General features: G+C 68.6%; 21 protein-coding genes. 15 read left to right on the forward strand and 6 right to left on the reverse strand.

The window, feature by feature from the left end:
• Positions 1–78: 78 nt before the first annotated feature.
• Positions 79–1,104, reverse strand: a complete 1,026-nt coding sequence (locus CBQ26_RS05105; protein ID WP_088247455.1) for an ATP-binding protein — start codon at positions 1,102–1,104, stop codon at positions 79–81.
• Between the two features lie 217 nt (positions 1,105–1,321).
• Between CBQ26_RS05105 and CBQ26_RS05110 the strand changes: the two genes are divergently transcribed.
• The 3 genes from CBQ26_RS05110 (at position 1,322) to CBQ26_RS05120 (ending at position 6,977) form a co-directional block, all read left to right on the forward strand.
• On the forward strand, positions 1,322–4,624 hold the full coding sequence (locus tag CBQ26_RS05110; RefSeq protein WP_088247456.1) for a heterodisulfide reductase-related iron-sulfur binding cluster: 3,303 nt from the start codon (positions 1,322–1,324) through the stop codon (positions 4,622–4,624).
• Between the two features lie 349 nt (positions 4,625–4,973).
• Positions 4,974–5,819, forward strand: a complete 846-nt coding sequence (locus tag CBQ26_RS05115) for a DegV family protein (RefSeq protein WP_088247457.1) — start codon at positions 4,974–4,976, stop codon at positions 5,817–5,819.
• Entirely contained in the window at positions 5,820–6,977 is a 1,158-nt protein-coding gene (locus tag CBQ26_RS05120) for a serine hydrolase (RefSeq protein ID WP_088247458.1), read from the forward strand.
• 31 nt (positions 6,978–7,008) lie between these two features.
• On the opposite strand, the gene CBQ26_RS05125 is transcribed toward CBQ26_RS05120, so the two are convergent.
• Positions 7,009–8,016: a DHH family phosphoesterase gene (locus CBQ26_RS05125; protein WP_088247459.1), complete on the reverse strand. Its 1,008-nt coding sequence runs from the start codon at positions 8,014–8,016 to the stop codon at positions 7,009–7,011.
• A gap of 104 nt (positions 8,017–8,120) precedes the next feature.
• Here CBQ26_RS05125 and CBQ26_RS05130 point away from each other — a divergent pair, with 104 nt between their 5' ends.
• The 3 genes from CBQ26_RS05130 to aceA all read left to right on the forward strand — a co-directional run bounded on the left by CBQ26_RS05130 (position 8,121) and on the right by aceA (position 11,150).
• Positions 8,121–8,828 (forward strand): hypothetical protein, encoded by a 708-nt coding sequence (locus CBQ26_RS05130; RefSeq protein WP_088247460.1) that lies wholly within the window; start codon positions 8,121–8,123, stop codon positions 8,826–8,828.
• A 64-nt stretch (positions 8,829–8,892) separates the two neighbouring features.
• Positions 8,893–9,519 (forward strand): HAD family hydrolase, encoded by a 627-nt coding sequence (locus CBQ26_RS05135; RefSeq protein WP_088247461.1) that lies wholly within the window; start codon positions 8,893–8,895, stop codon positions 9,517–9,519.
• 323 nt (positions 9,520–9,842) lie between these two features.
• Complete coding sequence (gene aceA, locus CBQ26_RS05140; protein WP_088247462.1) at positions 9,843–11,150, forward strand: isocitrate lyase; 1,308 nt, start codon at positions 9,843–9,845, stop codon at positions 11,148–11,150.
• A 200-nt stretch (positions 11,151–11,350) separates the two neighbouring features.
• Here the strand turns inward: aceA and CBQ26_RS05145 are convergent, their stop codons facing one another.
• From CBQ26_RS05145 to CBQ26_RS05155, 3 genes are all read right to left on the reverse strand, one after another.
• Positions 11,351–11,647 carry a hypothetical protein gene (locus tag CBQ26_RS05145; protein ID WP_088247463.1) on the reverse strand — a complete coding sequence of 99 codons (297 nt, stop codon included), beginning with the start codon at positions 11,645–11,647 and terminating at the stop codon, positions 11,351–11,353.
• 428 nt (positions 11,648–12,075) lie between these two features.
• The gene (gene cdd, locus CBQ26_RS05150) at positions 12,076–12,534 is read right to left on the reverse strand and encodes a cytidine deaminase (protein ID WP_088247464.1); all 459 of its coding nucleotides are present in this window, start codon (positions 12,532–12,534) and stop codon (positions 12,076–12,078) included.
• Positions 12,527–13,864 (reverse strand): hemolysin family protein, encoded by a 1,338-nt coding sequence (locus CBQ26_RS05155; protein ID WP_088247465.1) that lies wholly within the window; start codon positions 13,862–13,864, stop codon positions 12,527–12,529. The genes cdd and CBQ26_RS05155 overlap by 8 nt, the downstream gene beginning before the upstream one ends.
• A gap of 370 nt (positions 13,865–14,234) precedes the next feature.
• On the opposite strand from CBQ26_RS05155, the gene CBQ26_RS05160 reads away from it, so the two are divergent.
• Both CBQ26_RS05160 and CBQ26_RS05165 read left to right on the forward strand, forming a co-directional pair.
• The gene (locus CBQ26_RS05160; RefSeq protein WP_088247466.1) at positions 14,235–15,251 is read left to right on the forward strand and encodes an MDR family oxidoreductase; all 1,017 of its coding nucleotides are present in this window, start codon (positions 14,235–14,237) and stop codon (positions 15,249–15,251) included.
• Positions 15,252–15,440: 189 nt separating this feature from the next.
• The gene (locus CBQ26_RS05165) at positions 15,441–16,280 is read left to right on the forward strand and encodes an IS5 family transposase (RefSeq protein ID WP_088247467.1); all 840 of its coding nucleotides are present in this window, start codon (positions 15,441–15,443) and stop codon (positions 16,278–16,280) included.
• Positions 16,281–16,504: 224 nt separating this feature from the next.
• Here the strand turns inward: CBQ26_RS05165 and CBQ26_RS05170 are convergent, their stop codons facing one another.
• The gene (locus CBQ26_RS05170) at positions 16,505–18,637 is read right to left on the reverse strand and encodes a S8 family serine peptidase (RefSeq protein WP_088247920.1); all 2,133 of its coding nucleotides are present in this window, start codon (positions 18,635–18,637) and stop codon (positions 16,505–16,507) included.
• Between the two features lie 116 nt (positions 18,638–18,753).
• Between CBQ26_RS05170 and CBQ26_RS05175 the strand changes: the two genes are divergently transcribed.
• The 7 genes from CBQ26_RS05175 (at position 18,754) to CBQ26_RS05205 (ending at position 26,535) form a co-directional block, all read left to right on the forward strand.
• Positions 18,754–19,275: a metal-binding protein gene (locus CBQ26_RS05175; protein ID WP_088247468.1), complete on the forward strand. Its 522-nt coding sequence runs from the start codon at positions 18,754–18,756 to the stop codon at positions 19,273–19,275.
• A gap of 108 nt (positions 19,276–19,383) precedes the next feature.
• A complete protein-coding gene (gene secG, locus CBQ26_RS05180) occupies positions 19,384–19,608 on the forward strand; it encodes a preprotein translocase subunit SecG (RefSeq protein ID WP_055362877.1) in 225 nt (74 codons plus the stop codon).
• 665 nt (positions 19,609–20,273) lie between these two features.
• Positions 20,274–22,043, forward strand: coding sequence for an ABC transporter substrate-binding protein (locus tag CBQ26_RS05185; protein ID WP_088247469.1), 1,770 nt, complete (start codon positions 20,274–20,276; stop codon positions 22,041–22,043).
• An 87-nt stretch (positions 22,044–22,130) separates the two neighbouring features.
• On the forward strand, positions 22,131–23,114 hold the full coding sequence (locus tag CBQ26_RS05190; protein ID WP_088247470.1) for an ABC transporter permease: 984 nt from the start codon (positions 22,131–22,133) through the stop codon (positions 23,112–23,114).
• 5 nt (positions 23,115–23,119) lie between these two features.
• Positions 23,120–24,253, forward strand: a complete 1,134-nt coding sequence (locus CBQ26_RS05195; RefSeq protein WP_088247921.1) for an ABC transporter permease — start codon at positions 23,120–23,122, stop codon at positions 24,251–24,253.
• 225 nt (positions 24,254–24,478) lie between these two features.
• Positions 24,479–25,522 carry an ABC transporter ATP-binding protein gene (locus CBQ26_RS05200; RefSeq protein ID WP_088247471.1) on the forward strand — a complete coding sequence of 348 codons (1,044 nt, stop codon included), beginning with the start codon at positions 24,479–24,481 and terminating at the stop codon, positions 25,520–25,522.
• Positions 25,519–26,535, forward strand: coding sequence for an ABC transporter ATP-binding protein (locus CBQ26_RS05205; RefSeq protein ID WP_088247472.1), 1,017 nt, complete (start codon positions 25,519–25,521; stop codon positions 26,533–26,535). Before CBQ26_RS05200 ends, CBQ26_RS05205 begins: the two co-directional genes overlap by 4 nt.
• The last annotated feature ends 100 nt before the right edge of the window (positions 26,536–26,635 follow it).

Below are 26,635 nucleotides of genomic sequence, written 5' to 3' on the forward strand. Positions count from 1 at the left end.
GTGTTGAAAGTTGAAGGTTGATGGTTGATAGAGAACGGCCGTTTCCATCAACTGTCAACCATCGACCATCGACCCCCGTCACATCCCCTCCGTGAGCTCCAGCGTTCCCTGTACCAGCGTGGCGAGGCGTTCGTCGCGGCCGATCAGGTCGGCGAGGTCGGCGAGTTGTCCGATGGCCTGGAATTTGCTGACGAGCGTGGCGACGTACAGTTGCAGCCATTCGGGTCCGGCGTTGTCGGCCAGCCACGTGAAGGCGTGGTAGGCCTCGTCGGCGCTCTGCGCGCGGGCGGCGAGGCCCACGACGGCAGCGTAGCGGACGCTGGGTTCGTCCGGGAGGCGCAGACCGGCGCCGCATCCCTCAAGGACGGTGCCGAGGTCCGGCAGCTGTTCGTACAGGCGCACGAAGGCGCTGAATTCCGCTCCGGCGGCGTCCCCGATGGCGGGGGTGGCGTCCAGTCCGGCGCGGTGCAGGCGGGCGGCCATCTCCCAGGCGCGCGGGCTGGGCCACGCGGGTTGCTGCGGGTCCAGGCGCCACAGCAGTTCGGGCCGGAAGGTCAGGAACGCGATGACGTGCTCGTGCAGGCCGCGTGCCAGGGCGTAGGCGCGCCACGAGTCGAAGTCCGGGCGGACCGTCAGGTGCAGGAAGCGGTTGGCGAGGGGGGCGGGCATGTCGAACACGCTGGCGCGGTCCTCCTTGCGGTTCCCGGCGGCCCACACGAACCACCCGTCGGGCAGGACGTAACTGCCGACCCGGCGGTCGAGGATCAGTTGCTGCGCCATGCCCTGCATGGTGGGGGGGGCCATGTTCACCTCGTCGAGGAACAGCACGCCCTGTCCGCCGCGCGGCAGGAATTCCGGCGGGTACCAGCGGGACACGCCGCCGCCCTGCCCGTCGGCTTCCGGGACGGGCAGGCCGCGCAGGTCGGTGGGGGCCAGCTGCGAGAGCCGGACGTCCACGAAGTCCAGGCCGTGCCTCTGCGCGACCTGCGCCACGACGCTGCTTTTGCCGACGCCGGGGGGGCCCCAGATCATGGTGGAGAGTTTCAGGTCGCCGGTCACGAGGGCGCTGAGGTACGTCTGAAGTTCGTTCGCAGTGGGGCTCACGGGTTCACGCTACCGCACGGGGGGGCCGGGAACGGTGGGCGGTGTGCCGGGCCGCCTTGACGCTTCGGGGTGGGGTCGGTGGTATCGCCTGACGGGGCGGGGGAGGGGGGTATGGTGAGGGTGATTCCCTGATGCCCGGCATCCCCTATACTTTCCGCATACTTTGACTCGGTACAAGTTTCCGCCCGTCTCGTTTCCTGCCTGAAGGAGTTGCCCCTTGCTGCCCCTGATTCACCAAGTGCTGTTCTTCCTCTTCGCCCTGATTGCCGGCGGCTTCGGCCTGTGGGGCTTCTACCGCCTGTACCGCCGCGTGGCGCGCGGCGCCCCCGCCAGCGAGGACCGCACCGGCAACCCCGTCGGGCGCGCCCTGTACGCCATCCGGGTCAGCCTGACCCAGGAGCGCACCTTCCGCCGCCGCACGACCATCAGCGTGCTGCACTCGTTCATCTTCTACGGCTTCGTGTACTACCTGCTGGTGAACGTCGTGGACGGCCTCGAAGGCTACCTGCCGTTCCACATCTACTCCAAGGACAGCCCGCTGCTCGCCGGGTACAACTTCCTGGCGGACCTGCTGAGCGTGCTGGTGCTCGTGGGTGTCGTCAGCCTGCTGATCCGCCGCCTGTTCCTGCCCAGCAAGAGGGATTTCCGCTTCACGGACAAGACGCTGCTGCACCCGCTGCTGAAAGCCAACTACATCCTGCGTGACAGCCTGATCGTCTCGTCGTTCATCACCTTCCACGTCGGCAGCCGCATCCTCGGCAACGCCGCCAAGATGACCGAGGAAGCCCGCAAGCTCGGCGGGTACGACTCCTTCCAGCCGTTCAGCAGCGCCCTGGGCCGCCTGTTGTTCAACGGGGCCAGCGAACAGGCCATCGAGGGCTGGCGCATCTTCGGGTACTGGGGCGCGCTCGGCAGCGTCCTGGCATTCCTGGCGTACTTCCCGTTCACCAAGCACATCCACATCTTCATGGCCCCGCTGAACTACGCCCTGAAGCGCCCGGTCGGCAGCGGCGTCCTCCCCCCCATGAAGGGCCTGGAGGAGGCCATGGAGGCCGACGAACCCAAACTGGGCGTCGAGAAACTCGAGGACCTAGAATGGCCGCGCCTGCTCGACGCGTACTCCTGCATCCAGTGCAACCGCTGCCAGGATGTCTGCCCGGCCAACGCGACCGGCAAGGCCCTGAGCCCCGCCGCGCTGGAGATCAACAAGCGCATGGAACTGAACGTGATCGCGGCGCACCCCAGCCCCTTCACGCTCAAGCCCGCCCCCTTCGAGGGCGGCGCGAGCACCGCGCACCCGCTGCTGGAATTCGCCATCAACGAGGAATCGGTCTGGGCCTGCACCACCTGCGGTGCCTGCATGCAGGTCTGCCCGGTGCAGGACGAGCAGATGCTCGACATCATCGACATCCGCCGCCATCAGGTCATGGTGGCCGGCGAGTTCCCCCCGCAGCTCCAGACCGCCTTCCGCGGCATGGAACGCGCCAGCAACCCCTGGGGCATCAGCCGCGACAAACGCATGGAATGGGCCGAGGGCCTGAAGGTCCCCACCATCGACGAGAACCCGGAACCCGACGTCATCTACTGGGTCGGGTGCGCCGCCAGCTACGACCCCGGCGCGCAGAAGGTCGCCCGCAGCTTCGTACAGCTGCTCGACAAGGCCGGCGTGAACTACGCCGTGCTGGGCAAGAAGGAAGCCTGCACCGGCGACAGCGCCCGCCGCGCCGGGAACGAGTTCCTGTACCAGACCCTGGCCCAGGAGAACGTCGAGACGCTGAACACCGTCGCACCGAAACTGATCGTGGCGACCTGCCCGCACTGCATGAACGCCATCGGCAACGAGTACCGGCAGCTGGGCGGCGACTACCGCACCATCCACCACACCGAGTACCTCGAAACCCTGGTCGCCGCCGGGAAGCTCCCGCTGACCCAGCTCGCTGAGAACGTCACGTACCACGACCCCTGCTACCTGGGCCGCCACAACGGCGTGTACGACGCGCCCCGCAACCTGATCACCCAGATGGCGGGCGAGGTGCTGGAACTCGAACGCAGCCGCGAGAACTCCTTCTGCTGCGGCGCCGGCGGCGCGCAGTTCTGGAAGGAAGAGGAAGAAGGCTCAGAGCGCATCAGCGACAACCGCTTCCGTGAACTCCAGACCCGACTGGACAGCGCCAAGGCGGCCAGCGACGAGTTCGAGCAGACCGGCAAGGTCGTCGCCGTGGGCTGCCCCTTCTGCAAGTCCATGATGAACTCCACGCCCGAGAAGCAGAAACGCGACGACATCATCGTCAAGGACGTCGCGGAACTCATGCTGGAGAGCGTGCAGCGCGCCGACGGCACGTGGCAGCAGGCCGCCCCGACCGGCCCCGTGGCGGACGCCACCCCGCTGGAACAGCCCGAGATCGTCAGCGCCCCCAACGCGCAGACGCCCATGGAGCGCACGGGCGAACGCCCCGGCGCCGGCGCCCCGGACGCCGTGGTGGGCGAGACGGCCGCCGCGGTCATCAACGCGCAGCCCGGCAGCCCCGACGCGACCCAGGGCACCCAGCCCGAGGCGCAGGCCGCGCACCCCGAGGCGACCGCCCGCAAGAGCTGGAAACCCAAAGCGGCCGGTACGGACGACGTGGCCCCCGCCGCGCCTGCCCCGGCACCCGCCCCGGCTGCGGCCACTCCCGACGCCCCGGCCCGCAAGAGCTGGAAGCCCAAAGGCGGCGACGACGTGAGTGCCGCGCCGGTCACGCCCGCCCCGGCTGAGACTGCGGCTCCGGCGCCCACCGCCCCGGCAACTGCTGCTCCGGCCCGCAAGGCCTGGGCACCGAAAGCGAAGGCGGACGACGTGAACCCCGCTCCCGTCGCCCACGCCCCGGTCGCCCACGCCCCTGTCGCCCAGCCGGACGTCACGGCCGCGGCCCCGGCGGCACCCGGCACGGACGCCCCCGCCCGCAAGGCCTGGGCACCGAAGGCCAAAGCGGCTGCACCCGCCGCTGAACCCGCCGCAGAGCCGGTCGTCGAGGCTGCGGGCACCCCGGCGTCCACCCCGCCCACCGGGTCCGTTCAGGCGGCCCCGGCGACGGGCGAGCGGCCGAAGTGGAAGCCCGGCGCCGCGAAGACTGCGACCCCGTCGCCCGAGGCGGCGCAGCCTGCGGCCCCGCAGACCCCGACCGCGCAGACTCCAGCCGCGCCCGTGACGGAGATCCCGGCGGCTGTTGCGCCCGCAGACGCGACGCCTCCCGCTGCGGCGGCCCCGACCGGCGAGCGCCGCAAGTGGACCCCGAAAGCGAAGGCGGACGACGTGAACCCCGTCCCTGTGGCTCACGTCCCTGTCACTCACGCCCCTGTCGCTCAGCCGGACGCCACGCCCGACGTGACGCCCATCACCGAGCACCTGCACCTGGAACAGGTCGGCGAGAACGCCCTGGAAGAGGGGCAGCAGGCCACCAGCGCCCCCGGCACCGGACCGGAACAGAGCAGCCCGGCCGGTACGGGCCGCAAGAAGTGGGAACCCCGCAAGAAGGGCTGACGCGGACTCGGACGGAACGGTGCGTGGGGACTGTTCCGTCCGCCCGCAGTGAGTGATACGGACTCCGATTGAATGGGCTGCAAAGCCCGCTGGGTCCGAGCGGATGCGACTCGTAGAGCTGCTCCGCAGAGTAAGAGAGAAACGGGTTCCGGACGTGGAGCCGGCAATCCGGTGAAGTTCCGGATTGCCGGCGAAACAAACGGAGCCCGTATGAAACCCGCCTGATCGCTGCCAGACAGGGCGCGCCGGACATCCCGTTCCGGCGCGCCCTGCTGGCTGGACGGGGACGTTCGGCGGATGCCGGTGGCTTGCGTGCGAACAGTGTGCGTTGTCACGCTAGTATCAGCGAATGACCATTGCAATCGTCACGGATTCCACGAGTGACCTGAACGCCGCCCTGTGCGCGCAGTCGGGAGTGACCAGCGTGCCGCTGTACGTGCTGTTCGACGGCAAGATGCACAAGGACGGCCTGGAGATCACGCCCAGCGACCTGTTCGCCGGACTGAAGGCCGGCAAGAAGACGCCCAGTACCAGCCAGCCCAGCCCGGCCGAGTTCGCGGCCGTGTACACCGAGGCGCTGAAGACGGCCGACGAGGTCCTGAGCATCCACATCAGCGGGCAGATGTCCGGCACCATCGGCAGCGCCCGCCTCGCCGCGCAGGATTTCGGCGGGAAGGTCACGGTCCTGGACAGCCGTTCGGTGACGATGGGCCTGGGCCTGCGCGTGCTGCGCGCCGCCCAGCTGGCCAGCGAGGGGCGCAGCGTCGCGCAGATCGTGGACGTCCTGGAACGGATCGGCAGCCGGGCGGACATCCGTTTCACGGTGGACACCCTGGATTTCCTGCGGATCAACGGGCGCATCGGGGGCGCGCAGGCCCTGCTGGGCGGCCTGCTGAACATCAAGCCCATCCTGACCGTCCGTGAGGGCCGCGTGGAGTCCGGCGGGCGCGTGCGCGGCCACAAGAAGGCCATGCAGGACATCGTGGATCACGTCCGCAAGTACGCCGAGCAGAACGGCGGGGCGCGCGTGGCGTTCCTGGCGACGCCCGGCGGCGAGGCGTACCGTCAGGAGGTGCGCGACGGCCTGAGCGGCGTGGCGCTCGAGGACATGGGCGATCACGTGATCGGCGCCGTGGTCGCCACGCACGCGGGTCCCGGCACGGTCGGCGTGGTTCTGGAGCCCCTGACCGCCTGAATGGCGCCGTTCCGCTGTCCGGGCCGGTGGTGGCTGGCGGGGGTGGCGCTGCTGCTGGCCGCCTGCCAGCCGGACGCGGCCAGAACCGACGGGCGCGTGGTGCTGCGGCAGATCGAGCCGCCGCAGGCGCAGGTGCAGCGCGACGACAGCGGCCGGGACGATCAGGGGTGCCTGCGCCGGGCGCCCCCGGTGCCCAAGGCTCCGGCGCCGCCGCTGCCGCTCAGCGGCACGCTGGGGCTGTGGGTGGCCGAGGTGGACCCCGTGACCCTGGCCCCGCTGCGGGCGGTCGGGACGAACCCCGACAGCGTGTTCCCGCTGGCCAGCACGTACAAGCAGGCGGTCCTGTGGGCGACGCTGCGCGCCTTCGATGCCGGCACCCTGAGTCCCACCGAGCGTTTCGACGTGACGCGCGACAACCAGAGCCTCGGGTCGTACCCCTTCGACGGATCGAACGTGCGGACCCTGACGGACCGCATGATCCGCCACAGCGACAACACCGCGACAGACATCCTGCACCGCCGCGTGGGATTGCAGGCCGTGCAGGACATCGCGGACGACCTGGGCCTGTGCCACACGCGCCTGATCCTGCCCACCCGTGACTGGTGGGTGGCGCAGGCGGGTCTGTCGCCCACCTTCAACGGCACGACCCGCTGGGCCGGTGCGCGCGGCGAGGAGCGGCTGCGGCTGGCGACCCTGATTCACGCGGACGCCCGCCGCTACCGCGCGGACTACCTCCAGAACCGGCTGAACACGTACTTCGACCACCGGTACGATCCGGCGCTGGACCTGCGGACGCACAACATCAGCACCCCGTACGAGTTCGGGACGCTGGTCACGCACGAGTTCCTGCGCAGCGGCCTGTCGCCCCGCGCGCAGCGGTGGCAGCGTGAGGTCATGGCGACCGGCTTCGGGAAGGGCGCCCTGAACGTCACGCACCGCCAGGGCGTGCAGGCCTTCGGCGGCAAGGGCGGCAACGGCTGGCGGCTCCTGACGTACAGCGGCTACCTGCACACCCGCGACGACCGGCACGTGGTGTACGTGTTCATGCAGCGCGGCGCGGCGCAGACGTACACCATGCCCAACACCCGCCGCGCCTTCGCGTGGATCAACGCGGCGGTGGACGTGGTGCTGGCGTCGCCGGGCGCGGCGGCGCCCTGAACCGGGCTGGCCCGCCGCGCCCGGCCGGCGCTCAGGCCGGGCCGTTCACCCGTTGCAACTCGGCGGCGATGGCCGCGTCGAGCTGCGCCATGACCTCCCCGAAGGGCGCGGCGACGCTCGCCCCGGCGGCCGGGACGTGCCCGCCGCCGCCGAGCGCCACGGCGACGTTCTGCGCGCTCACGCCCGCGCGGGACCGCATGGACAGCTTCACGCGGTCCCCGTAGTCCTTGACCATCACGGCCAGCTGGGTGCCCTCGGCGCTGCGCAGCAGGCCCACGTAGGACTCCACGTCTTCCCACGCGGCGCCGGCGCGGTCCAGCATCGCCTGGTCCACGCGGGCCAGCACGACCCGGCCGCCGTGCAGGAACTGCATGGTGCCCAGCACCTCGCGCAGCAGGTGGTAGTAGGTGGGCGGGTTCTGGCCCAGCTGGTCGTTCAGCCAGCCCAGGCGGGCGCCGTGGGCGCGCAGGCGCGCGGCGCACTCGAAGGTGCCGGGCGTGACGCTGTCGAACCGGAAGCTGCCGGTGTCGGTGTTCAGGCCCAGCATCAGCGGCGTGGCGAACGCCTCGGTCCAGGTGACGCCCAGTTCGTCGAGCAGGTCCGCGATCATCATGGCCGTCGCGGGCCGCGCGGGGTCCACGACGAGCGCCGTGGCGCGCCGCGCGTTCGTGCCGTGGTGATCCACGTTCACGACCGGGCCGGTGAAGCCCTCCAGGTTCACGCCCGCCACGCGCGTGGGGTCGTTGTTGTCCACGTCCAGGACCGCGACCAGCGCGCCGTCCGGCAGGGCGTCGAGCGGGCCGCTCAGTTCGCCCGGTTCCGGCAGGAACGACAGGTAGCGCGGCGCGGTCAGGGGGGCGGTCACGTCGCGGCCCAGCGCGCGCAGGGCGCGGGTCAGGCCCAGGACGCTGCCCAGCGCGTCGCCGTCCGGGTTCTCGTGAGACACGACCACGACCGGGCCGGGGTGGTCCAGCAGCGTGCGGGCGACCTGCCGGAGGTCGCGGGTGTAGTCGGGGCTGGCAGCATTCTGAGCGGTCATCCCGTCCACTATAGGCAGCGGCCGGATGAGGAGGCCCCCCGTCCCCCCCCGGCGGCCCGGCAGTCGAGCTGACAACGTGACCGGCGCACAGTATCCTGCTGCGTGTGCCCCGCCGTCTGAACCTGGCCGCCCTGACCGACGAGGAACTGCAACGCCTGGTCGGTGAGGACCGTGCCGTGGGCCTGCTGCCCGAGATCAGCCGCGCCCGCCTGGACGGCCGCCCCGTGAGCGGCCCGCCCGTCCATGAACACCTGACCTTCGAACCGCTCGAGGAACGCGCCTGGGGCAGCACCCCGGAACAGGCGCGCAGCCTGGGCGCCCTGCACGCCGCCGTGCTGGCGCAGGGCGCCGCGTTCCACGGAACCTTCTACCTGCCGGTCATCAGCGAGGTCCGGCACCTGCGCGCCTACACCCTGGAGCCCGACACGACCGCCGCGCTGCGCTGGAGCGAGACGCCGGAGTCCGCCCGGACGGGCCGCGCGTACCTGCAACTCATGACCTGGCTGCGTGACCGGGCCAGCGGCGTCGCGTGCGTCCTGACGACCGGTTCGCCCACCCTGTCGTCCCCGTCCCTGAGTGAGGAGATCGACCAGCACCACCACCCGGACGCCCCGGTGCCCGACCTGCTGGCCCTGCACCGCGCCTACGTCCTGCGGCACGGGCGCGGGCAGAAGCTCGGCGCGGACGCCGACTGGACCCGCGCGTGGCAGGCGTCGCACGCACTGAACCTGAACGCCTGGGTGCGGCGCGGCCTGCTGATCGACGCGCCCGACGGGCCGCCCGACCCGCCCGCGCGTCCCGCCGCGCCCTGAAACGGCGCGGTCCGTCTGAACAGAGGCGCGCGCCCGGCGACCCGAGTGCGCCAGAATCGCTGCCATGAAGGATCAAGTTCCGCCTGCCCTCCCGCACCGTCACGTCGCCTTCGACTGGGGCGGTGTGTTCACCATCGGCACCTTCGACGGCCGCAGCACCCAGAACGTCGCGGACCGCAGCGGCGTGCCGGTCGAACGTGTCCGCGAGTCGTACTTCCGGCATGTGCGGCAGCTGGAGGTCGGCGCCTGGACGCTGGCGCAGTTCTGGACGGTCCTGCAGGAGGAAGCCGGGATTCCCATGCCGTACGGTGACTTCGAGGAACTGTACCTGGGCAGCATCGTGGACAACCCGCCCATGTACGCCACGCTGGCCGCGCTGTCGCAGGACGTGCGGGTGGGCCTGCTGAGCAACAACTACCCGGTCGTCAGCGATCACCTGCGCCGCGACCCGCGTTTTGCGCGGTTCCACCAGCCGGTGTTCAGTAACGAACTGGGCCACAAGAAGCCCTCGCCGGAGTCCTTCGCGGCGCTGGAGGCCGCCATGGGCATCCCGGCCGCGCAGGTGGCATTCGTGGACGACGTGCAGGAGAACATCGACGCCGCGAACGCCGCCGGGTTCCACGGCATCCTGTACCACCACGACCACCACGCCGCTTTCGAGGCCACGCTGGCGGAGTGGCTGAACGGCTGAACGGTTGCGCGGCTGAAGAGCCCCAAGCGAAGGTTCCAAGGAAAGGGGCGTCCGGTGCAGTCCGGGCGCCCCTTTCTTCGTGTCTTGTCCCTCCGCCCCGGCAGGGGCGTGGGGCGGCGGGATCACCGGCAGGTGGTGTACCTGACCGGGTGGTGTACTTCGGCACTCCTCCGGTACACCACCTCCCGGCGCGGGGTGCGGGGAGCACAATGCCCCTACCGAAAGGCACCGCCCACACCGGGCACCCCACACACCACGCCAGACCCCTCACGCCCCGCAACGGGCGCGGCGGATCGTCCCTCACACCCCACGGAGGCCCCACCATGACCACCAACCCCCGCACGCCCGCCGAGATCCTGGAAAAAACCTGGCAGACCGAGGACCGCTGGCAGGGCATCAAACGCAACTACAGCGCCGAGGAAGTCGTCAAACTGCGCGGCAGCCTCCCCATCGAGCACACCCTCGCCAAGCACGGCTCGCAGAAACTCTGGCGCCTGATGAAGGAAGAACCCTTCGTGAACGCCCTGGGCGCCCTGACCGGCAACCAGGCCATGCAGCAGGTCAAGGCCGGCCTGAAAGCCATCTACCTGAGCGGCTGGCAGGTCGCCGGTGACGCCAACAACGCCGGGCAGATGTACCCCGACCAGAGCCTGTACCCCGCCTCCAGCGTCCCGGACGTCGTCAAACGCATCAACAACACCCTGCGCCGCGCCGACCAGATCCAGACCAGCGAAGGCAAGAACGACATCGACTACTTCGCGCCCATCGTCGCCGACGCCGAGGCCGGATTCGGCGGTCCCCTGAACGCCTTCGAACTGATGAAGGCCATGATCGAGGCGGGCGCGGCCGGCGTGCACTTCGAGGACCAGCTCGCCAGCGAGAAGAAATGCGGTCACCTGGGCGGCAAGGTGCTCGTGCCCACCAGCCAGTTCATCCGCACCCTGAACGCCGCGCGCCTCGCCGCCGACGTCAGCGGCGTGCCCACCGTCCTGATCGCCCGCACCGACGCCGACGCCGCCAACCTGCTCACCAGCGACATCGACGAGAACGACCGTCCCTTCTGCACCGGCGAACGCACCCCCGAAGGCTTCTACTACGTCAACCCCGGCATCGAGCAGGCCATCAGCCGCGCCCTGGCCTACGCCCCCTACGCCGACGTCATCTGGTGCGAGACCTCCGTGCCCAACCTCGAAGACGCCCGCCGCTTCGCCGAGGCCGTCCACGAGAAGTTCCCCGGCAAGCTGCTGGCCTACAACTGCTCGCCCAGCTTCAACTGGAAGAAGAACCTCGACGACGAGACCATCGCCAAGTACCAGGTCGAACTGGGCAAGATGGGCTACAAGTTCCAGTTCATCACCCTGGCCGGCTTCCACAGCCTGAACATGAGCATGTTCGACCTCGCCTACGGCTACGCCCGCAACCAGATGACCGCCTTCGTGGAACTCCAGGAACGCGAGTTCGCCGCCCAGGAACGTGGCTTCACCGCCGTCAAGCACCAGCGCGAGGTCGGCACCGGCTACTTCGACCTGGTCGCCCAGGCCGCCGGCGGCGGGCAGAGCAGCACCACCGCCCTGGCCGGCAGCACCGAAGCGCAGCAGTTCGGCAAGGAACTCGCCGGAGCGCACGACTGAACGCCTGACCACCCACGGCAGCCGCAGCGGCTGCGCCATGACCGCCCAGCAGGGGGAGAACCGGACCACCGGGATCTCCCCCTGCGGCGTGTTCTCCCCGTCGCCAGGGTGGGGGAGGGGTCATGCGGCTTCCGCCCGTCCCGTTCACAACCCGCGACCCGTCGTGTTTCCACGCGGCGCCGCCGCTCCCGCCGTGCGGATCAGGGAGCCGGGCAGGGGTAGCCGCCCGTGACGGTCGTCTGCGTCTGCCGCACCACGTACTCGCCCGTCTGCGGACTGAACTGCACGTAATCGCGCTGCCAGCGGCAGAACAGGTGCCCGTCCCACCAGGACCGGTCACTGGCGATCAGCCGCCAGCCGGTCCAGAAACTGTCGGTCATGGGCGTGACCACGCCCGTCCCTGGGCCCGTCCCCACGCCCGGCCCGGCCGCCACCGCAGCGGGCGAGCCGGTCAGGGCCACGCCGACCATCAACAGATTCAGAACGAGTTTCTTCATGGATCACCCCGGCAGGACCTGACCCTGCAACTGCTGTCCCTGCAACTGAACGTCCCGGCACGCCGGAACCGCCGAATTCTGCACCTGCACGCACCACTGAACTGCGCCACTCGCTGAACTGAACCCCTGGAGTCTAGGGCGGTCCCCGCCACGACTCAAGCGGATGGCCGTCCCCGCCCTGCTCGGGCAGACGGGAACCGGGCCCCGACCGCAGGGTGCGGCGAGGCCCGGTTCAGAGGGTGGGTCAGGTGGCCCGGCCCGGTGAAGGTTATACGGATTCCGTTTGTTTCGCCGACAATCCGGAACGTCACCGCCCCTGCCAGCTCCACGTCCGGAGGGGCGTTTCTCTCCTTCTCTGCGGGGCAGCTCTACGAGTCGCATCCGCTCGGACCCAGCGGGCTTTACAGCCCATTCAATCCGAGTCCGTATTACTCGGTGCCGACCGGGTGGCCGTCGTCGCGGTGCTCGAGGCGGAAACCGTGCGGCAGGAAGTCGCGGACGTACCCGCTGATGATGTCGCCGTGCTGGTTGACGCACACCACGCGGGCGTCCGGCGCGAACTCGAACAGCACCTGACGGCACGCGCCGCAGGGACTGGCGGGCGGCGTGGCCTCCGAGTACACGACGATGTCGGCAAAGTCGCGCCGCCCGGCGGTCGCCATGGCCTGCACGGCGCTCTGCTCGGCGCAGCGGCCCAGGCCGTAACTGGCGTTCTCGACGTTCGCGCCGAAGTACACCTGCCCGTCGGTGGTGCGCAGGGCCGCGCCCACATGGAAGCGGCTGTACGGGGCGTACGCCTGCTTGAACGCCGCCCTGGCGCCCTCCAGCAGTTGCGGGTCGGGGGTCAGGTTCAGGGCGTTGCTGTCGGTGGGTCGGGGGTCAGTCATGGTGGATCTCCTCGGGGTCCAGGGGGGAGCGGTGCGGGGCGCGTTCCACGCGGACGCGGATCACGCGGCGCTGATCGGCACTCTCGACCGTGAACGCCCAGCCTTCATGCACGAAACTCTGCCCGGCGGCCGGGATGTCGCCGAAGTGGCTGGTCATGAAGCCGCTCAGTGTATCGAATTCGCCCTCGCCGTCTTCGAGGTTGCTGCCCAGGTGTTCCTCGACCTCGCCGACGGTCAGGCTGGCGTCCATCAGGTACACGCCCTCGCCGAGCACCTCGATCATGGGCAGCTCGTCCTCGTCGGTCTCGTCGTAGATCTCGCCGACGATCTCCTCGAGGGCGTCTTCCAGCGTGACCAGCCCGGTCGTGCCGCCGAACTCGTCCACGACGATGCTCATGTGGCTCTTCTTGTCGCGCATCTTGGCGAGCAGGTCCTTGATCTTCATGCCTTCGGGCACGAAGTACACGGGCCGCATGATGTCCGCGATGACCGCGTGGTCGAGTTCGTCCAGGTGGCGCAGCATGTCCCCGGTGTGCGCGATGCCCACGATGTTGTCCGCGTTGTCCTGGAAGACCGGCACGCGCGAGTACCCGTGTTCGGCGTTCACTTCCAGCAGGCGGCGCAGCGGCGAGGCGCCGTCCACGACGATCATGTCCACGCGGGGCGTCATGACCTCGCGGGTGGTGGTGTCGGACAGGTCGAACACGTTGTACACGAGTTCCTTCTCGCTGTCCTCCAGCACGCCCTCCTGGCTGGAAGCGCCCACGATCATGCGGATCTCCTCTTCGGAGTACGCGGCGTGATGGCCGGCCACGCCGCGCAGTCCGAACAGCCGTACCACGCCGTTGCCCATGCCGTTCAGGATGCGGATGGCGTACTGGAAGATGGCCGTGAAGATCAGCAGCGGCCGGATGACGAACAGGCTGACCTGCTCGCTGCGTTGCAGCGCCCAGCTTTTCGGCGCGAGTTCCCCGAACACGATGTGCAGCACGGTACTGATCGTGAAGGCCACGCCGAACGAGATGGCCGTGATCTGCGCCTCGCTGAACTGCCCCTCCGGGAACAGGGGGTGCAGCAGGTGCTCGATGGCCGGTTCGGCCACGAAGCCGATGGCGAGGCTGGCCATGGTGATGCCCAGCTGGGTCGCGGCGATGTACAGGTCGAGGTTTTTCAGGGCGCGCTGCGTGGCGCGGGCCAGACTGCTGCCCTCGTCGGCCAGCTGGTCGATGCGGGTGCGGCGCACGCTGACCAGCGCGAACTCGGCGGCGACGAAAAAGCCGTTCATCAGCACCAGGAAGAACAAGGCGAGGATGCCAAACAGGTCATTCATGAATGGACGCGCTCCATTGTTCGCGTCCCGGTCATCCGCGAGGCACATGCTGCCCGTCCACGCCTGCCGGGCGCGGTCCGTCGGTGTCCGGTGGTGGTCGTGACGCCACAGCAAAAAGCCGCCCTCAGGCGGAATTCACCGGGCGTCGAGGAAGAGCCAGAACTGGGAGGCTCCATAGCAGAGCGGAGTGTAACACACCCGCCCCGCCCGGCACGCCGGTGTCTGCCGCGCGGTGACGCCCCGGACGGCCGGCCCGGTCACGCGGCGGGGCCAGCGGCACGCTAGGCTGGGGCGGACCAGACACCTCATGCTCAGGAGCCGACCCGACGGCCCTGATCGCCCCGCTCTCCCGTTCCCGGAGGTTTCCCGCATGACCCAGCCCGACGCCACCCCCCTGCCCGACACGTACCGCGCCCTGCGCGCCGAGAAGACCGACAGCGGCGTGCAGGTGAGCCTCCAGACCCTGCCGCTGAGCGCCCTGCCCGACGGGGACGTGACCGTGCAGGTCACGCACTCCAGCCTGAACTACAAGGACGGACTGGCCGTGTCCGGGCGGCCCGGCGTGCTGCGCTCGTATCCCATGACGCCCGGCATCGACCTGGCCGGCACGGTGTTGGAGGACCGCACGGGCCGCTGGCAGCCGGGGCAGGGCGTGATCCTGACCGGCTGGGGTATCGGCGAGCGGCAGGACGGCGGGTACGCCACCCTGGCCCGCGCCAGGGCCGACTGGCTGGTCGCGCAGCCCCCCGGCACCGACGCCCGCTGGGCCATGAGTGTCGGCACGGCCGGATTCACGGCCATGCTGGCCGTCATGGCCCTCGAGGAGCACGGCGTGACTCCCGGCGACGGCGAGGTCCTCGTGACCGGCGCGGCCGGCGGGGTGGGCAGCACCGCCGTGGCGCTCCTGGCCGCCGCCGGTCACACCGTGGTCGCCAGCACCGGCCGCGCGCAGGAGGAAGCGTACCTGCTGGGCCTGGGCGCCAGCCGCGTGATCGGCCGGGAAGAACTCACGGCGCTGAACCGCCCGCTGGAGAAGGAACGCTGGGCGGGCGTGGTGGACAGCGTGGGCGGCGCGACCCTGGCCGGCGCGTATGCGTCCACCCGCACGCACGGCGCGCTGGCCGTGTGCGGACTGGCGGGCGGCAGCGACCTGAACGCCAGCGTGTTCCCGCTGATCCTGCGCGGTGTGAACCTGCTCGGCATCGACAGCGTCACCTGCCCCACCCCGCGCCGCGAGGCCGCCTGGAACCGCCTGGCCCGCGACCTGAGAGCCGGCAAGCTGGCCGCCGTCACGCAGGAACGCGCCCTGAGCGACGTGCCGACCCTGGCCGGTGAGATCCTGGCCGGGCAGGTCCGTGGCCGCACCGTCATCGACGTGACCCGCTGAGCAATGGTGCAGACAGGGTCATCACTTCCGGGCAGACCAGCGATGGACACGCCGTGTTGACCCTTCCCTCTTGAGGGGGTGGGCAGGAATGGCGCGACAGAAGACGTGTTCCATGGTTGTCCCCTCTGGCGCTTGAACAGTGTCCGCACCATTAGATCTCCTGCGAAAGTCCCCAGCTACGCTGCGTGAGTGAGCCACGACCGTCTGGAACGCCTCCGACAGCTAAACCGCACACGCTTCAAACGGCACACCGGGATCTACCCCGAAACCTTCGCCGAGATGGAAATCGTCCTGCACCAACGCGAACGCTCCAAGAAAAAGTCCGGTCGACCTCCCGCCCTCAACGCGAGTGAACAGCTCCTCCTCACCCTCGAATTCTGGCGTGAATACCGTACCTTCGCCCACCTCGGCCATGACTGGAACATTCACGAAACCACCGTGCAGCGCACGGTGGAGCGCGTCGAAACCGCCCTGATCCACAGCGGAGAGTTCCGACTTCCTGGCCGCAAGAGCCTCAAACAGGAAGAGAACGTCTTCCAGATCATCGCCGTAGATGCCGCTGAAACCCCGTGTGAACGACCGACCAGCCAACAACGCCGCTGGTACAGCGGCAAGAAGAAACGGCACACCCTCAAAACGCAGGTCGTGATCGACGTGTCCACACGCATGATCCTGTGCGTTGCCACCGCCTTCGGGTCCATGCATGACCTCACCCTGTTTCGGCAGTCAGGCGTCCAGATCCATCCAGAAACGGCGCTGATCGGGGATGCCGGCGACCAGGGCATTCGGCCGCATCAAGGTCACTCGGTGACACCGCACAAAGCGACAAAGAAAGCGCCGCTGACCCCTGAACAGCGTCAACAGAACCGGGAACTGGCGTCGACCCGCAGGCGGGTCGAGCATGTCATCCGGTGTCTGAAGATTTTCCGCGTGCTGAAGGACATTTACCGTCACCGGAGGCGGCGCTTCTCTGTACGCGTCAATCTCATTGCAGCGGTATGTAACCGCAGCGTTGCCGGTGTGGCGTGACTTTCGCAGGAGGTCTATTGCTGAGACGGAATCCGTGTTGCTCCTTCTCGCGCTGCTTGGCCTGGAGGGGTTGCAATGACCCTCCAACCGGGGTCCGTATGACTTCACGGCCCCAGACGAAGGATGGGCGGCCCCGCGCAAGTGGGGCCGCCCATCAGCCATCAGCCATCAGCCATCAGCCATCAGCCATCAGCCATCAGCCATCAGCCATCAGCCATCAGCCATCAGCGGGGTTGCAGGTCGCCCAGGTCCACGCCGGGTTCCGTGCTGGACAGCGTGACGGTGCGTTCGTCGCGGCGTTCGCCGTTCTCGCCGTAGATGCCGTTGCCGTTGGTGTCCTCGCCGGCGGTGACGCGGTAGGTGCCGTCGCCCAGCCACGCCTGGAAGTGGCCCAGGGTGTCCAGGGCGGGTTGGAAGGTCTGGCCGCGGCTGTCCTGCATTCGCAGGCCGAAGCGGTCGCTCACGGTGGGGGCGTTCAGGGCGGCGGCGGCGTTGATCAGGCCGTACCCGAACTGTTCGTCCCGGCCGGCGGCGCCGAGGTCGGTGGCGGTGGCGTTCAGGCGGGCGAGGGTGCTGCTGGCGTCGGTGGTGACGCCCTTGGAGAGCAGCAGCGCGGCGAGGGCGGCGACCTGCGGGCTGGCCTGACTGGTGCCGACCTGCGCCTCGTAGTTGGGTTCGTTGCGGATGTAGTCCCAGCTGGTGGAGAGGATCTCGTCGGGGAAGGGCTGGCCGTTCAGGGTGGCGCCGTTGAAGGCGTCGGTGCTGAAGGGGGCGCTGCCGCCGGGCGCGGTGAGTTGCACCTGGGGGTAGGCGTTGCTGAACGGGGAGCGGACGGGGGCGCTGCCGCCGCTGAGGGTGACGCTGCCCACGGCGACGGCGTCCGGGCAGGCGGCGGGGTAGTAGGGGGTGGTGCCGTAGCCGTTGCCGGCGGCGGCGATGACGAGGGCGCCGGCGGTGCGGGCGTCCGTGACGGCCTCGCACATGGCCTGGGCGTTGGTGGCGCTGATGGCGCCGCCCAGGCTGAGGTTGATGACCTGCGCGGGGTGGGGGGTGCGGGTCTGTGCGCCGTTCACGCTGACGGGCAGTCCGGCGGCGTAGCGGATGGCGGTGGCGACGTCGGATTCGGTGGCGTTGCCGCTGGCGTCGATGACGCGGATGGGCAGCACCCTGACGTTCGCGGTGTGCGTGGCGCCGACCACGCCGGTCGGGCTGCACGCGGGGCAGCTGGGGGCGTTGGTGCCCCAGCGGGCGGCGATGAGGCCGGTGACGTGCGTGCCGTGGCTGCCGGTGGTGCGGCCCGGAACGGACGGGTCGGTGGGGTCGGTGTCCGGGCCGTCGCCGTCGCCGTTGGCGGGGTCCGTGATGAGGTCGAGGGCGCCTTCGGTGGGGGTCCACAGGCGGCCCTGGAGGTCCGGGTGGTCGTAGCGGACGCCGGTGTCGATGACGGCGACCGTGACCGGGCGGGTGTACGCGCCGCCTTCCATGTCGCGCCACACGGCGCCGTAACCGGTCAGCGGGTACGCCCACTGCAGCCCGGCGAACTGGTCGGTGGGAACGACGGGTGTAGCGGCGGCCTGGGTGCGCAGGATCACGTCGGGAATGGCGTACTCGACGGCCGGGTCGGCCCGCAGGGCGCGCAGGGCGGCCGGGACGTCCTGCACGCGCAGGGCGGCGCTGCGGCTGTCGAGGGGGCGGGAGGCCTGGACGGTCACCCCGGCGCCGCGCAGGGTGGTGGCGGCCTGCTGCGCGGTCAGGGTGGCGGCGCGGGTGCCGGTGGCCTGCGCGGTCAGGCTGGCGCGGTACTTGACGATCACGCCGGCCGCGTCCGGTTGCGGGGCTGGCGTGACGGGGTGGCCGGTCTGCACGCCCTGTGTCTGCACGCCCTGCCCCTGTACGGCGGGTGCGTTGACCCGCCCGCGGAGGCTGTACTGCGCGGCCGTGACGGTCCAGACGGTCTGGCCGCTCTGCGCGGAGCTGCCGGTGCCGGACGTCCAGTTCAGGGTGAGGTTGCCGCTCAGGGTGGCCTGATCGGCTTTCAGGCGGGTGGCGGCGGCCCGGTCGGCGGTCAGGGTGAACACCACGTTGCCCTGGCCCGCCTGCGCCGAGAGTTTCAGCCAGCTCGGGAAGTTCGTGACCGACCAGCGGCCCCCGAACGGGACGTCCAGGGTGACGGCGGCCTGCTGCTCCAGGGGGATGGTCCGTGTGGTCAGGGTGGCCGGGGCGGTCGTGGGCGGCTGCGTGACGGGCGGCTCGGTGACAGGTGGCTCTGTGTCCGTCGGGGTGGGGGTCAGGTCGCAGGCGCTCAGGGCCAGGGCCGCCGACAGCAGCCAGGCGAGACGGACAGGGGTGCGGGGCATGGTCATCACAGCATGCCGCACCGGAGCTGACGGCGCATGAACCGCCCGCTGCCCCCGGTCGGGGGGCTGGGCAGGGGCAGGTGGGCGGGACGCCGCGCCGGGCAAAGGGTGGCACAATGGCGCGCGTGCCAAGCGGACGTGTTCACAACCTCATCAACATCGCGGCGTACAGCGTGCTGGCGGCGGGGGCGCTGGTCGCCACCCGGCAGGACCTGCTGACCGTCACGCCGGCCCAGGGTCTGAATTTCACGCTGGCGTTCGCGGCCGGGACGTTCCTGCTCTCGCCGGACCTGGATCTGGCCGAGGGCCGTGTGGACAGCAAACGCCACTGGGGGCTGCTGGGGTTCCTGTGGGTGCCGTACGGCATGATGTTCAGTCACCGGGGGCTGTCGCACACCTGGATTCTGGGGCCGCTGACGCGGCTGGCGTACCTGGGCGCGCTGATCGCGCTGGTGGTGGGGTTGCTGCGCTTCGTGCTGCCGGACCTGACCCTGCCGCCCGTTCCGCAGCTGAGCGCCGAGGTGCTCGCGCCGTTCGGGGTGGGGTACTACCTGAGTCAGTGGCTGCACCTGATCGCGGACGGGGTGCGGCCCGACCATGGCGTGCGGCGCGGGTACCGCAAGCTGCGGCGCCGCTGACGCCCGCCGGGGGAGGGGCGGGCCGCGCCTGATACACTGCGTTCAGACCGGTGCCCGGCGCGCGTGCATGATCATGCGTTCCGGAGCTGCCGACTTCCGAGGTCAATCATGATTCTGAACCTGTTTGTCGTTCTGTTCGCGCTCGTGTGTGTGGCGCTGGTGTTCTTCGTGCTGTTGCAGGTGCCCAAGCAGGCGGGCCTGTCGGCCAGCATGGCGTCTGGCGGTTCGCTGCTGGGCGGCCGTGGCGTCGAGGGTGGTCTGGTGCGGATCACCAGCGTGCTGGGCGGCCTGTTCATGCTGCTGGCGCTGCTGATCGGTTTCGTTTCCCGCTGATACGGACTCCGATTGAATGGGCTGCAAAGCCCGTTCAATCCGAGGGAAGCGAGTAGGAGAGAAACGGGTTCCGGACGTGGAGCTGGCAATCCGGTGAAGTTCCGGATTGTTGGCGAAACAAACGGAATTCGTATGAGGGGACTGCCGCCGGAGGGCGGCCAGGACGCCGGGAGCCCTGCGGGTGCTTTCCGGCGTTTCTGCTGTCGGTCTCCGGCGGCGTCCGGGGTTCTTCCGCGCTGGCCTGGGCAGCGCCCCCGCCTCATGAGGAACACTGACGTCCTGCATATCAGGACGTGTGGCGATTCACGGCCCGGGCAGCTGACCGCAGGGATAACAAAGCGGCTCCAGAGCTGGATCTTTATGCACTCCGGCGGATAGGGGTGGCAGGGCCTGCTGGCAGCTGTCTGTCAGCTCCATGTCGGCCTGAACGCCAGCGATGAGCCGCCCGCTTTGCAGATGCCACTTCATGAGGCTGTTATCAGGTTGACCGCCAGTTCATCCGGCTGTTCTCGCACAGAATCATGAGAAACAGTGTCCAGCATTTGTGTTTTCCTTGACCTGAACTAGGCCAGTCCATATATTGACTGAGCTGGAAACCCATTCAACCCAACGCGACGACCCCCCGCCGGATCGTTGCCGTTTTCCAGAACCACCCGGAGGACCACATGAAGAAAGTTCTGACCCTTGCCCTTGCCCTGACCGTCGGCAGCGCCGCCGCCCAGAGCGCCTTCGTCTGGCCTGCCGCCTGGACCGGCGAACAGAACACCGCCAACAAGCGTGGCGGCGAACTGCGTCTGTCCGCGATCAGCGACTTCAAGACCTTCAACCCCTTCACCAGCTCGGAAGCCGACAGCATTACCCAGCGTATGACTGAGGACAGCGCCGGCCTGTTCTTCCAGGATCCCCGCAACGACGAGTTCATCCCCTACATGGCCGCCAGCGCGCCCGTGGTCAGTAACAACAACAAGCGCTTCGTGGTCAAGATCCGCCAGGGCATGAAGTTCAGCGACGGTCAGGCCATCACCGCCGACGACTGGGTCACCACCTGGAAGATCCACACCGACGACAAGGTCGGCAGCAACAGCCGCGACACCTTCTTCCTGATCGGCAAGCCCATCACGGTCAAGAAGCTCGACACCTACACCCTGCAGTTCGACTTCCCGCAGCCCAGCGCCAGCGCCCTGAGCATCATGAGCTACGCCCCCTGGCCCGACCACGTGTTCGGCAAGGCCTACCGCGAAGGCGGCGCCGAGGCCATCAAGAAGATGTGGACCCTCGCCACGCCCCCCAGCCAGATCGTCAGCCCCGGCGCCTGGGTGCTCGAGACCTACCGCGCCGGCGAGCGCGCCGTGTTCAAGAAGAACAGCAACTGGGGCGACTGGAACAAGGACGGCCGCGGCCAGGAACTGCCCTACCTGAACAACCTCTCCGTGCGCATCGTCGCCGACGCCAACGCCGCGCTCGCCGCCTTCCTGGCCGGCCAGCTCGACACGGTCGCCATGCGCAACGCCGACGACCTGGCCCAGACCAAGAAGGCCATCGACGCCGGTAACCTGAAGGCCTTCCTGAAGGCCAACGTGAGCCCCCAGGCCACCAGCCAGTGGATCACCTTCAACTGGAACAAGGCCAGCGACCCCGCCAAGCAGAAGCTCTTCCGTGACGTGCGCTTCCGCCGCGCCATGAGCCACATCGCCAACCGTCAGGCCATGGTGCAGCTCGCCCTGGGCGGCCTGGGCAGCGAGACGTACTTCAGCACCTACCCGATCTTCAAGCAGCAGATCGACGCGGGCCTGTCGGCCGGCGCGCCCACCTACAAGTACAACCTCGCCGAGGCCAGCCGACTGCTCGGCCAGCTGGGCTACACCAAGAAGAACGCCCAGGGCTTCCTCGTCGACAAGGCCGGCAAGGTCCTGGAATTCAACCTGAGCACCAACGCCGGCAACACCGTCCGCGAGCAGCTGGGCCGCATCTTCGCCGACGAGGCCAAGAAGGTCGGCGTGAAGGTCAACTTCACCCCCATCGACTTCAACACCCTGGTCAGCCAGCTGACCTCCAAGGGCGAGAACCGTCCCTTCGATGCCATCCTGCTGGGCCTGAGCGGCGGCAGCAACATCTGGAGCTTCGGCAGCAACGTCGTGCCCTGCGGCACCAACCTACACTCCTACAACAACCCCACCGACGGCAAGTGCGCCACCAGCCAGGAACAGCTGATGACCAAGCTGTACTACCAAGGCGACGCCGAACTGAACGACGCCAAGCGCCGCGCCATCGGCGGGCAGCTCATGAAGGTCGAGGGCGAACTGCAGCCCGTCATCTACCTCGTGGGCGGCAACTACCACGTGGCGTACAACGAGCGCCTGGGCGGCGAGTTCACGGCCAACATGATGGACGCCTACTACGGTCACCGCTACTTCCCGCTGACCTTCGTCAAGTAAGCCCCAGAGCCGATTCTCTGCTCCCACGGGGGGTGGTCCGCCCGCGCGGACTGCCCCCCACACCCATGACGCCCACGGAGTACCCGCATGATCCCATTCCTGCTGCGCCGCGTAGTGCAGTCCATTCCCACCCTGTTCCTGGCCAGCCTGCTGATCTTCTTCGTGATTCAGCTCGCCCCCGGTGACTTCCTGACCCCCGCCAAGCTCAACCCGAACATCAGCCCCGAGCAGATCGCCGCGCTGGAAAGCAACTTCGGGCTGGACCGCCACCCCATCGAACAGTACCTGCTGTGGATGAAGAACATGATCTTCAACCTGAACTTCGGACTGTCCTTCCAGTACCAGCAGCCCGTCCTGGACGTCGCCATTCCCCGCGTCCTGAACTCGCTGTGGCTGGTCCTGCTGAACCTGATCTTCTTCTACGCCATCGCCATTCCGCTGGGCGTGTTCGGCGCCGTGCGCCAGAACTCGCTGGGCGACAAGGCCGTGAACGTGGTCCTGTACTTCCTGCTGGGCTTCCCCAGCTTCTTCCTGGCCTTGATCGTCATCTACTTCATCCTGCAGATCCGCAATGCGACCGGCTGGGACATTCCCATCAACGGCATGACCAGTAACGGCTTCGACGCCATGGCCCCGCTGGAAAAGGTCTGGGACGTGCTCAAGCACCTGCTGATTCCCGCGCTGGTCCTGGCGATCAGTGACGCCGCCGGCCTGACCCGCGTCATCCGCGGCCTGATGCTGGAAGTCATGCGCTCGGACTACATCCGCACCGCGCGCGCCAAGGGCGTCAGTGAACGCACCGCCATCTGGAAGCACACCTTCCGTAACGCCATCCTGCCCATCGTGGCCGGCATCGGCGGCCTGCTGCCGGCCGCCATCAGTGGCGCCGGCCTGACCGAGGTCGTGTTCGCGTACCCCGGCATCACGCCCATGATCCTCGACGCCATCAACACCCAGGACCTGTACCTGATCGCCGGCTTCACGGTCCTCGGCACCGTCCTGCTGGTCATCGGCAACGCCCTGAGCGACATTCTCCTCGCGGTCGTCGACCCGCGCATCAAGGTCGGGTGACCCGCGTGACCACCGTTCCAACCTCCACCCCCGTCAAGGCCCCGGTCCGCTCGCAGTCCCAGCTGTCCGTCGCGTGGGGGCAGTTCCGCAAGAACCGCCTCGCGCAGATCGGCGGGACCATGATCATCCTGCTGTACCTGATGGCGATCTTCGCGCCGTTCCTGGCCCCGGACGGCCTGTCGAACTACTCGACCAGCAACATCACCCGCTTCCACCCGCCCACGCCCGTCAATTTCCGCGACCCGGAAACCGGCGCGTTCGGGCGGCCCTTCGTGTTCAAGTACACCCAGCAGCTGAACATGGACACCTTCGTGAACGAGTTCAAGCCCAGCACCGAGAAATGCCCCATCTACTTCGGTGTGCGCGGCGACAGCTACCGCATCCTGGGCCTGTTCCCCGGCAACCTGCACCTGTTCGGCACCGGACAACCCGACTGCAAGGTGTACCTGATGGGCGGCGAGGACCTGGGCCGCGACCTGCTCAGCCGCACCCTGTACGCCTCGCAGATCAGCCTGACCATCGGCGTGGCCGCGGTGCTGATCAGCACCCTGATCGGCCTGTTCATGGGCGCCATGGCCGCGTACTTCGGCGGGTTCGTGGACACGGTCATCATGCGCCTCGTCGAGGTGCTGGCCTCCATCCCCACGCTGTTCCTGCTGATCCTGCTGCGCTCGGTGTTCCCCAAGGAGATCAACCCCATCCTGGCGCTGTACGTGATCCTGGGCATCCTGGCGTTCATCAACTGGGGCGGCCTGGCCCGCGTCACGCGCGGACAGCTGCTCAGCGTGCGCGAACAGGACTTCGTGTCCGCCGCCCGCAGCCTGGGCGCCAGCGACAACCGCATCATGATCCGGCACATGCTGCCCACCATGACCACCTACGTCATCGTGACCACCTCGCTCGCCATTCCCGCCACCATCCTCACCGAGTCCGGCCTGAGCTTCCTGGGCATCGGCGCGGTGGAACCCTACGCCTCGTGGGGCAGCCTGCTCAAGCAGGCGCAGGACGGCGGCCTGAGTAGCCTGAACACCCGCCCCTGGGTGCTGATTCCCGGCTTCTTCATCGTGTTCACCGTCATGTGCTTCCAGCTGCTCGGCGACGGACTGCGCGACGCCTTCGACCCCAGAAAACGTTCCTGATACGGACTCGGATTGAATAGGATGCAAAGCCCATTCAATCCGAGCGAAGCGGGGGGGGAGTAAAGCGGGTTCCGGATTGTCGGCGAAACAAACGGCAGTCCTTATGACCCCCCGCAGGTGCGCCGCCCCGTGTGGCCGGATTCCCTGGCCACACCCACCCATCAGCCCCGACCCGGCGCGACGGAACGGTTGTATGATGCGCTACGTGTTTAAATCGGAGGAACCATGACCCATCAGGGTGAAGTCCTGCTGGCCGTGAACGGCCTGAAAACCTACTTCAGTACCGACGACGGCGTCGTCAAGAGCGTGGACGGCGTGACCTTCCACATCAACAAGGGCGAGACGCTGGCCGTCGTCGGCGAGTCCGGCTCGGGCAAGAGCGTCACCAGCCTGTCCGTCATGCGCCTGATCCCCACCCCGCCCGGCAAGATCGTGGAAGGCGAGATCCTGTTCACCGGCAAGGACGGCGTGCAGAAGGACATCGTGAAGCTGAGCGAAGCCGACATGCGCAAGATCCGCGGCAACGACATCAGCATGATCTTCCAGGAACCCATGACCAGCCTCAACCCGGTCTACACCGTCGGTGACCAGATCGCCGAGGCCGTCATGCTGCACCAGGGCAAGAACAAGAAAGACGCCATGGGCGTCGCCACCGACATGCTGCGCTTCGTGGGGATCCCCGCCCCCGAAAAACGCGTGAACGAGTACCCGCACCAGATGTCCGGCGGGATGCGTCAGCGCGTCATGATCGCCATGGCCCTGAGCTGCAAACCCGCCCTGCTGATCGCCGACGAACCCACCACCGCGCTCGACGTGACCATCCAGGCCCAGATTCTGGACCTGATGCGCAAACTCCAGGCGGACGTGGGCATGAGCATCCTGTTTATCACGCACAACCTGGGCGTCGTGGCCGAGATGGCCGACCGCGTGGTCGTCATGTACGGCGGCCGCGTCGTCGAGGAAGGCGACGTCGTCGAGATCTTCAAGGCACCCCGCCACCCCTACACCATGGGCCTGCTGAACTCCATTCCCCGCCCCGGCGAGGCGCACGAGCCCGGCCAGCCCAAAGGCCGCCTGGAAGCCATTCCCGGCAACGTTCCCAACCCCCTGAGCCTGCCGCCCGGCTGCGCCTTCGAGCCGCGCTGCAAGTTCGCCGTGCCCGACTGCTCCAAGGCCGTCCCCGCCCTCGAGGACACCGGCCACGGCCACATGTCCCGTTGCATCCGCTGGCGTGACTTCGCGCAGGCCCAGAACGAGGTGACTGCATGACCGCCACCACCGCACAGACCCGCCGCAGCATGCCCGCCACCGGCGACACCCTGCTCGACGTCCAGAACCTCGAGAAGTACTTCCCGATCCGCGGGGGCCTGCTCTCCCGCGTCGTCGGGAACGTCAAGGCCGTCAACGACGTGTCCTTCAAGATCGGCCGCGGCGAGGTCGTCGGCCTCGTGGGCGAGTCCGGTTCCGGCAAGACCACCGCCGGCCGCGCCATCCTGCGCCTGATCGAACCGACCGGCGGGCAGGTGCTGTTCAACGGCACCGACATCACCAAACTGTCCAAAGGGCAGATGCGTGACTACCGCCGCGAGATGCAGATCATCTTCCAGGATCCCTTCGCCAGCCTGAACCCCCGCATGACGGTCTCCGACATCATCGGTGAGGCCATGCAGATCCACAACCTGCACCCCGGCAAGGGCCGCATCGACCGCATCGCCGAACTGCTCCAGAAGGTCGGCCTGCGCCCCGAGCACATGCGCCGCTACCCGCACGAGTTCTCGGGCGGCCAGCGCCAGCGCATCGGGATCGCCCGCGCCCTCGCCGTGGACCCCGCGTTCATCGTCGCCGACGAGCCCGTCTCGGCGCTCGACGTCTCGATCCAGGCGCAGGTCGTGAACCTGCTGCAGGACCTGCAGGAAGAACTGGGCCTGACCGTGCTGTTCATCGCGCACGACCTCGCGGTCGTCGAGTACATCTGCGACCGCATCATCGTGATGTACCTGGGCCGCGTCATGGAGATCGCGCCCAGCCGCCAGCTGAACACCAACCCCAAACACCCCTACACCGAGGCGCTCCTGTCGGCCGCGCCCGTGCCGGACCCCACCGTCAAACGCCAGCGCATCATCCTGGAAGGCGACATTCCCAGCCCGATCAACCCGCCGTCGGGGTGCGTGTTCCGTACCCGCTGCCGCTACGCGATCGCCGACTGCGCGAACATCGTTCCGGAACTGCGTGAAGTCAGCCCCGGCCACTTCAAGGCCTGCATCCGCGACGACATCCTGTAAGCGTCCCGAACAGACGAACAGCCCGCCGACCCCACCGGGAAGGCGGGTTTTTCTGTTCCAATTCTGACCGGACCTCTCACATCTCATAATGAGGGCCGGG

The sequence above is a fragment of the Deinococcus indicus genome (assembly GCF_002198095.1).
In the GTDB taxonomy this organism is placed as follows: domain Bacteria; phylum Deinococcota; class Deinococci; order Deinococcales; family Deinococcaceae; genus Deinococcus; species Deinococcus caeni.

Coding starts and splice junctions, on each gene's coding strand:
- CBQ26_RS05135 (WP_088247461.1), top strand. CDS start 8,893: ATGAAGGATCAAGTTCCGCCTGCCCTCCCGCACCGTCACGTCGCCTTC.
- CBQ26_RS05120 (WP_088247458.1), top strand. CDS start 5,820: ATGGCGCCGTTCCGCTGTCCGGGCCGGTGGTGGCTGGCGGGGGTGGCG.
- CBQ26_RS05145 (WP_088247463.1), bottom strand. CDS start 11,647: ATGAAGAAACTCGTTCTGAATCTGTTGATGGTCGGCGTGGCCCTGACC.
- CBQ26_RS05170 (WP_088247920.1), bottom strand. CDS start 18,637: ATGCCCCGCACCCCTGTCCGTCTCGCCTGGCTGCTGTCGGCGGCCCTG.
- CBQ26_RS05200 (WP_088247471.1), top strand. CDS start 24,479: ATGACCCATCAGGGTGAAGTCCTGCTGGCCGTGAACGGCCTGAAAACC.
- aceA (WP_088247462.1), top strand. CDS start 9,843: ATGACCACCAACCCCCGCACGCCCGCCGAGATCCTGGAAAAAACCTGG.
- CBQ26_RS05155 (WP_088247465.1), bottom strand. CDS start 13,864: ATGAATGACCTGTTTGGCATCCTCGCCTTGTTCTTCCTGGTGCTGATG.
- secG (WP_055362877.1), top strand. CDS start 19,384: ATGATTCTGAACCTGTTTGTCGTTCTGTTCGCGCTCGTGTGTGTGGCG.
- CBQ26_RS05160 (WP_088247466.1), top strand. CDS start 14,235: ATGACCCAGCCCGACGCCACCCCCCTGCCCGACACGTACCGCGCCCTG.
- CBQ26_RS05205 (WP_088247472.1), top strand. CDS start 25,519: ATGACCGCCACCACCGCACAGACCCGCCGCAGCATGCCCGCCACCGGC.
- CBQ26_RS05185 (WP_088247469.1), top strand. CDS start 20,274: ATGAAGAAAGTTCTGACCCTTGCCCTTGCCCTGACCGTCGGCAGCGCC.
- CBQ26_RS05175 (WP_088247468.1), top strand. CDS start 18,754: ATGGCGCGCGTGCCAAGCGGACGTGTTCACAACCTCATCAACATCGCG.
- CBQ26_RS05115 (WP_088247457.1), top strand. CDS start 4,974: ATGACCATTGCAATCGTCACGGATTCCACGAGTGACCTGAACGCCGCC.
- cdd (WP_088247464.1), bottom strand. CDS start 12,534: ATGACTGACCCCCGACCCACCGACAGCAACGCCCTGAACCTGACCCCC.
- CBQ26_RS05190 (WP_088247470.1), top strand. CDS start 22,131: ATGATCCCATTCCTGCTGCGCCGCGTAGTGCAGTCCATTCCCACCCTG.
- CBQ26_RS05125 (WP_088247459.1), bottom strand. CDS start 8,016: ATGACCGCTCAGAATGCTGCCAGCCCCGACTACACCCGCGACCTCCGG.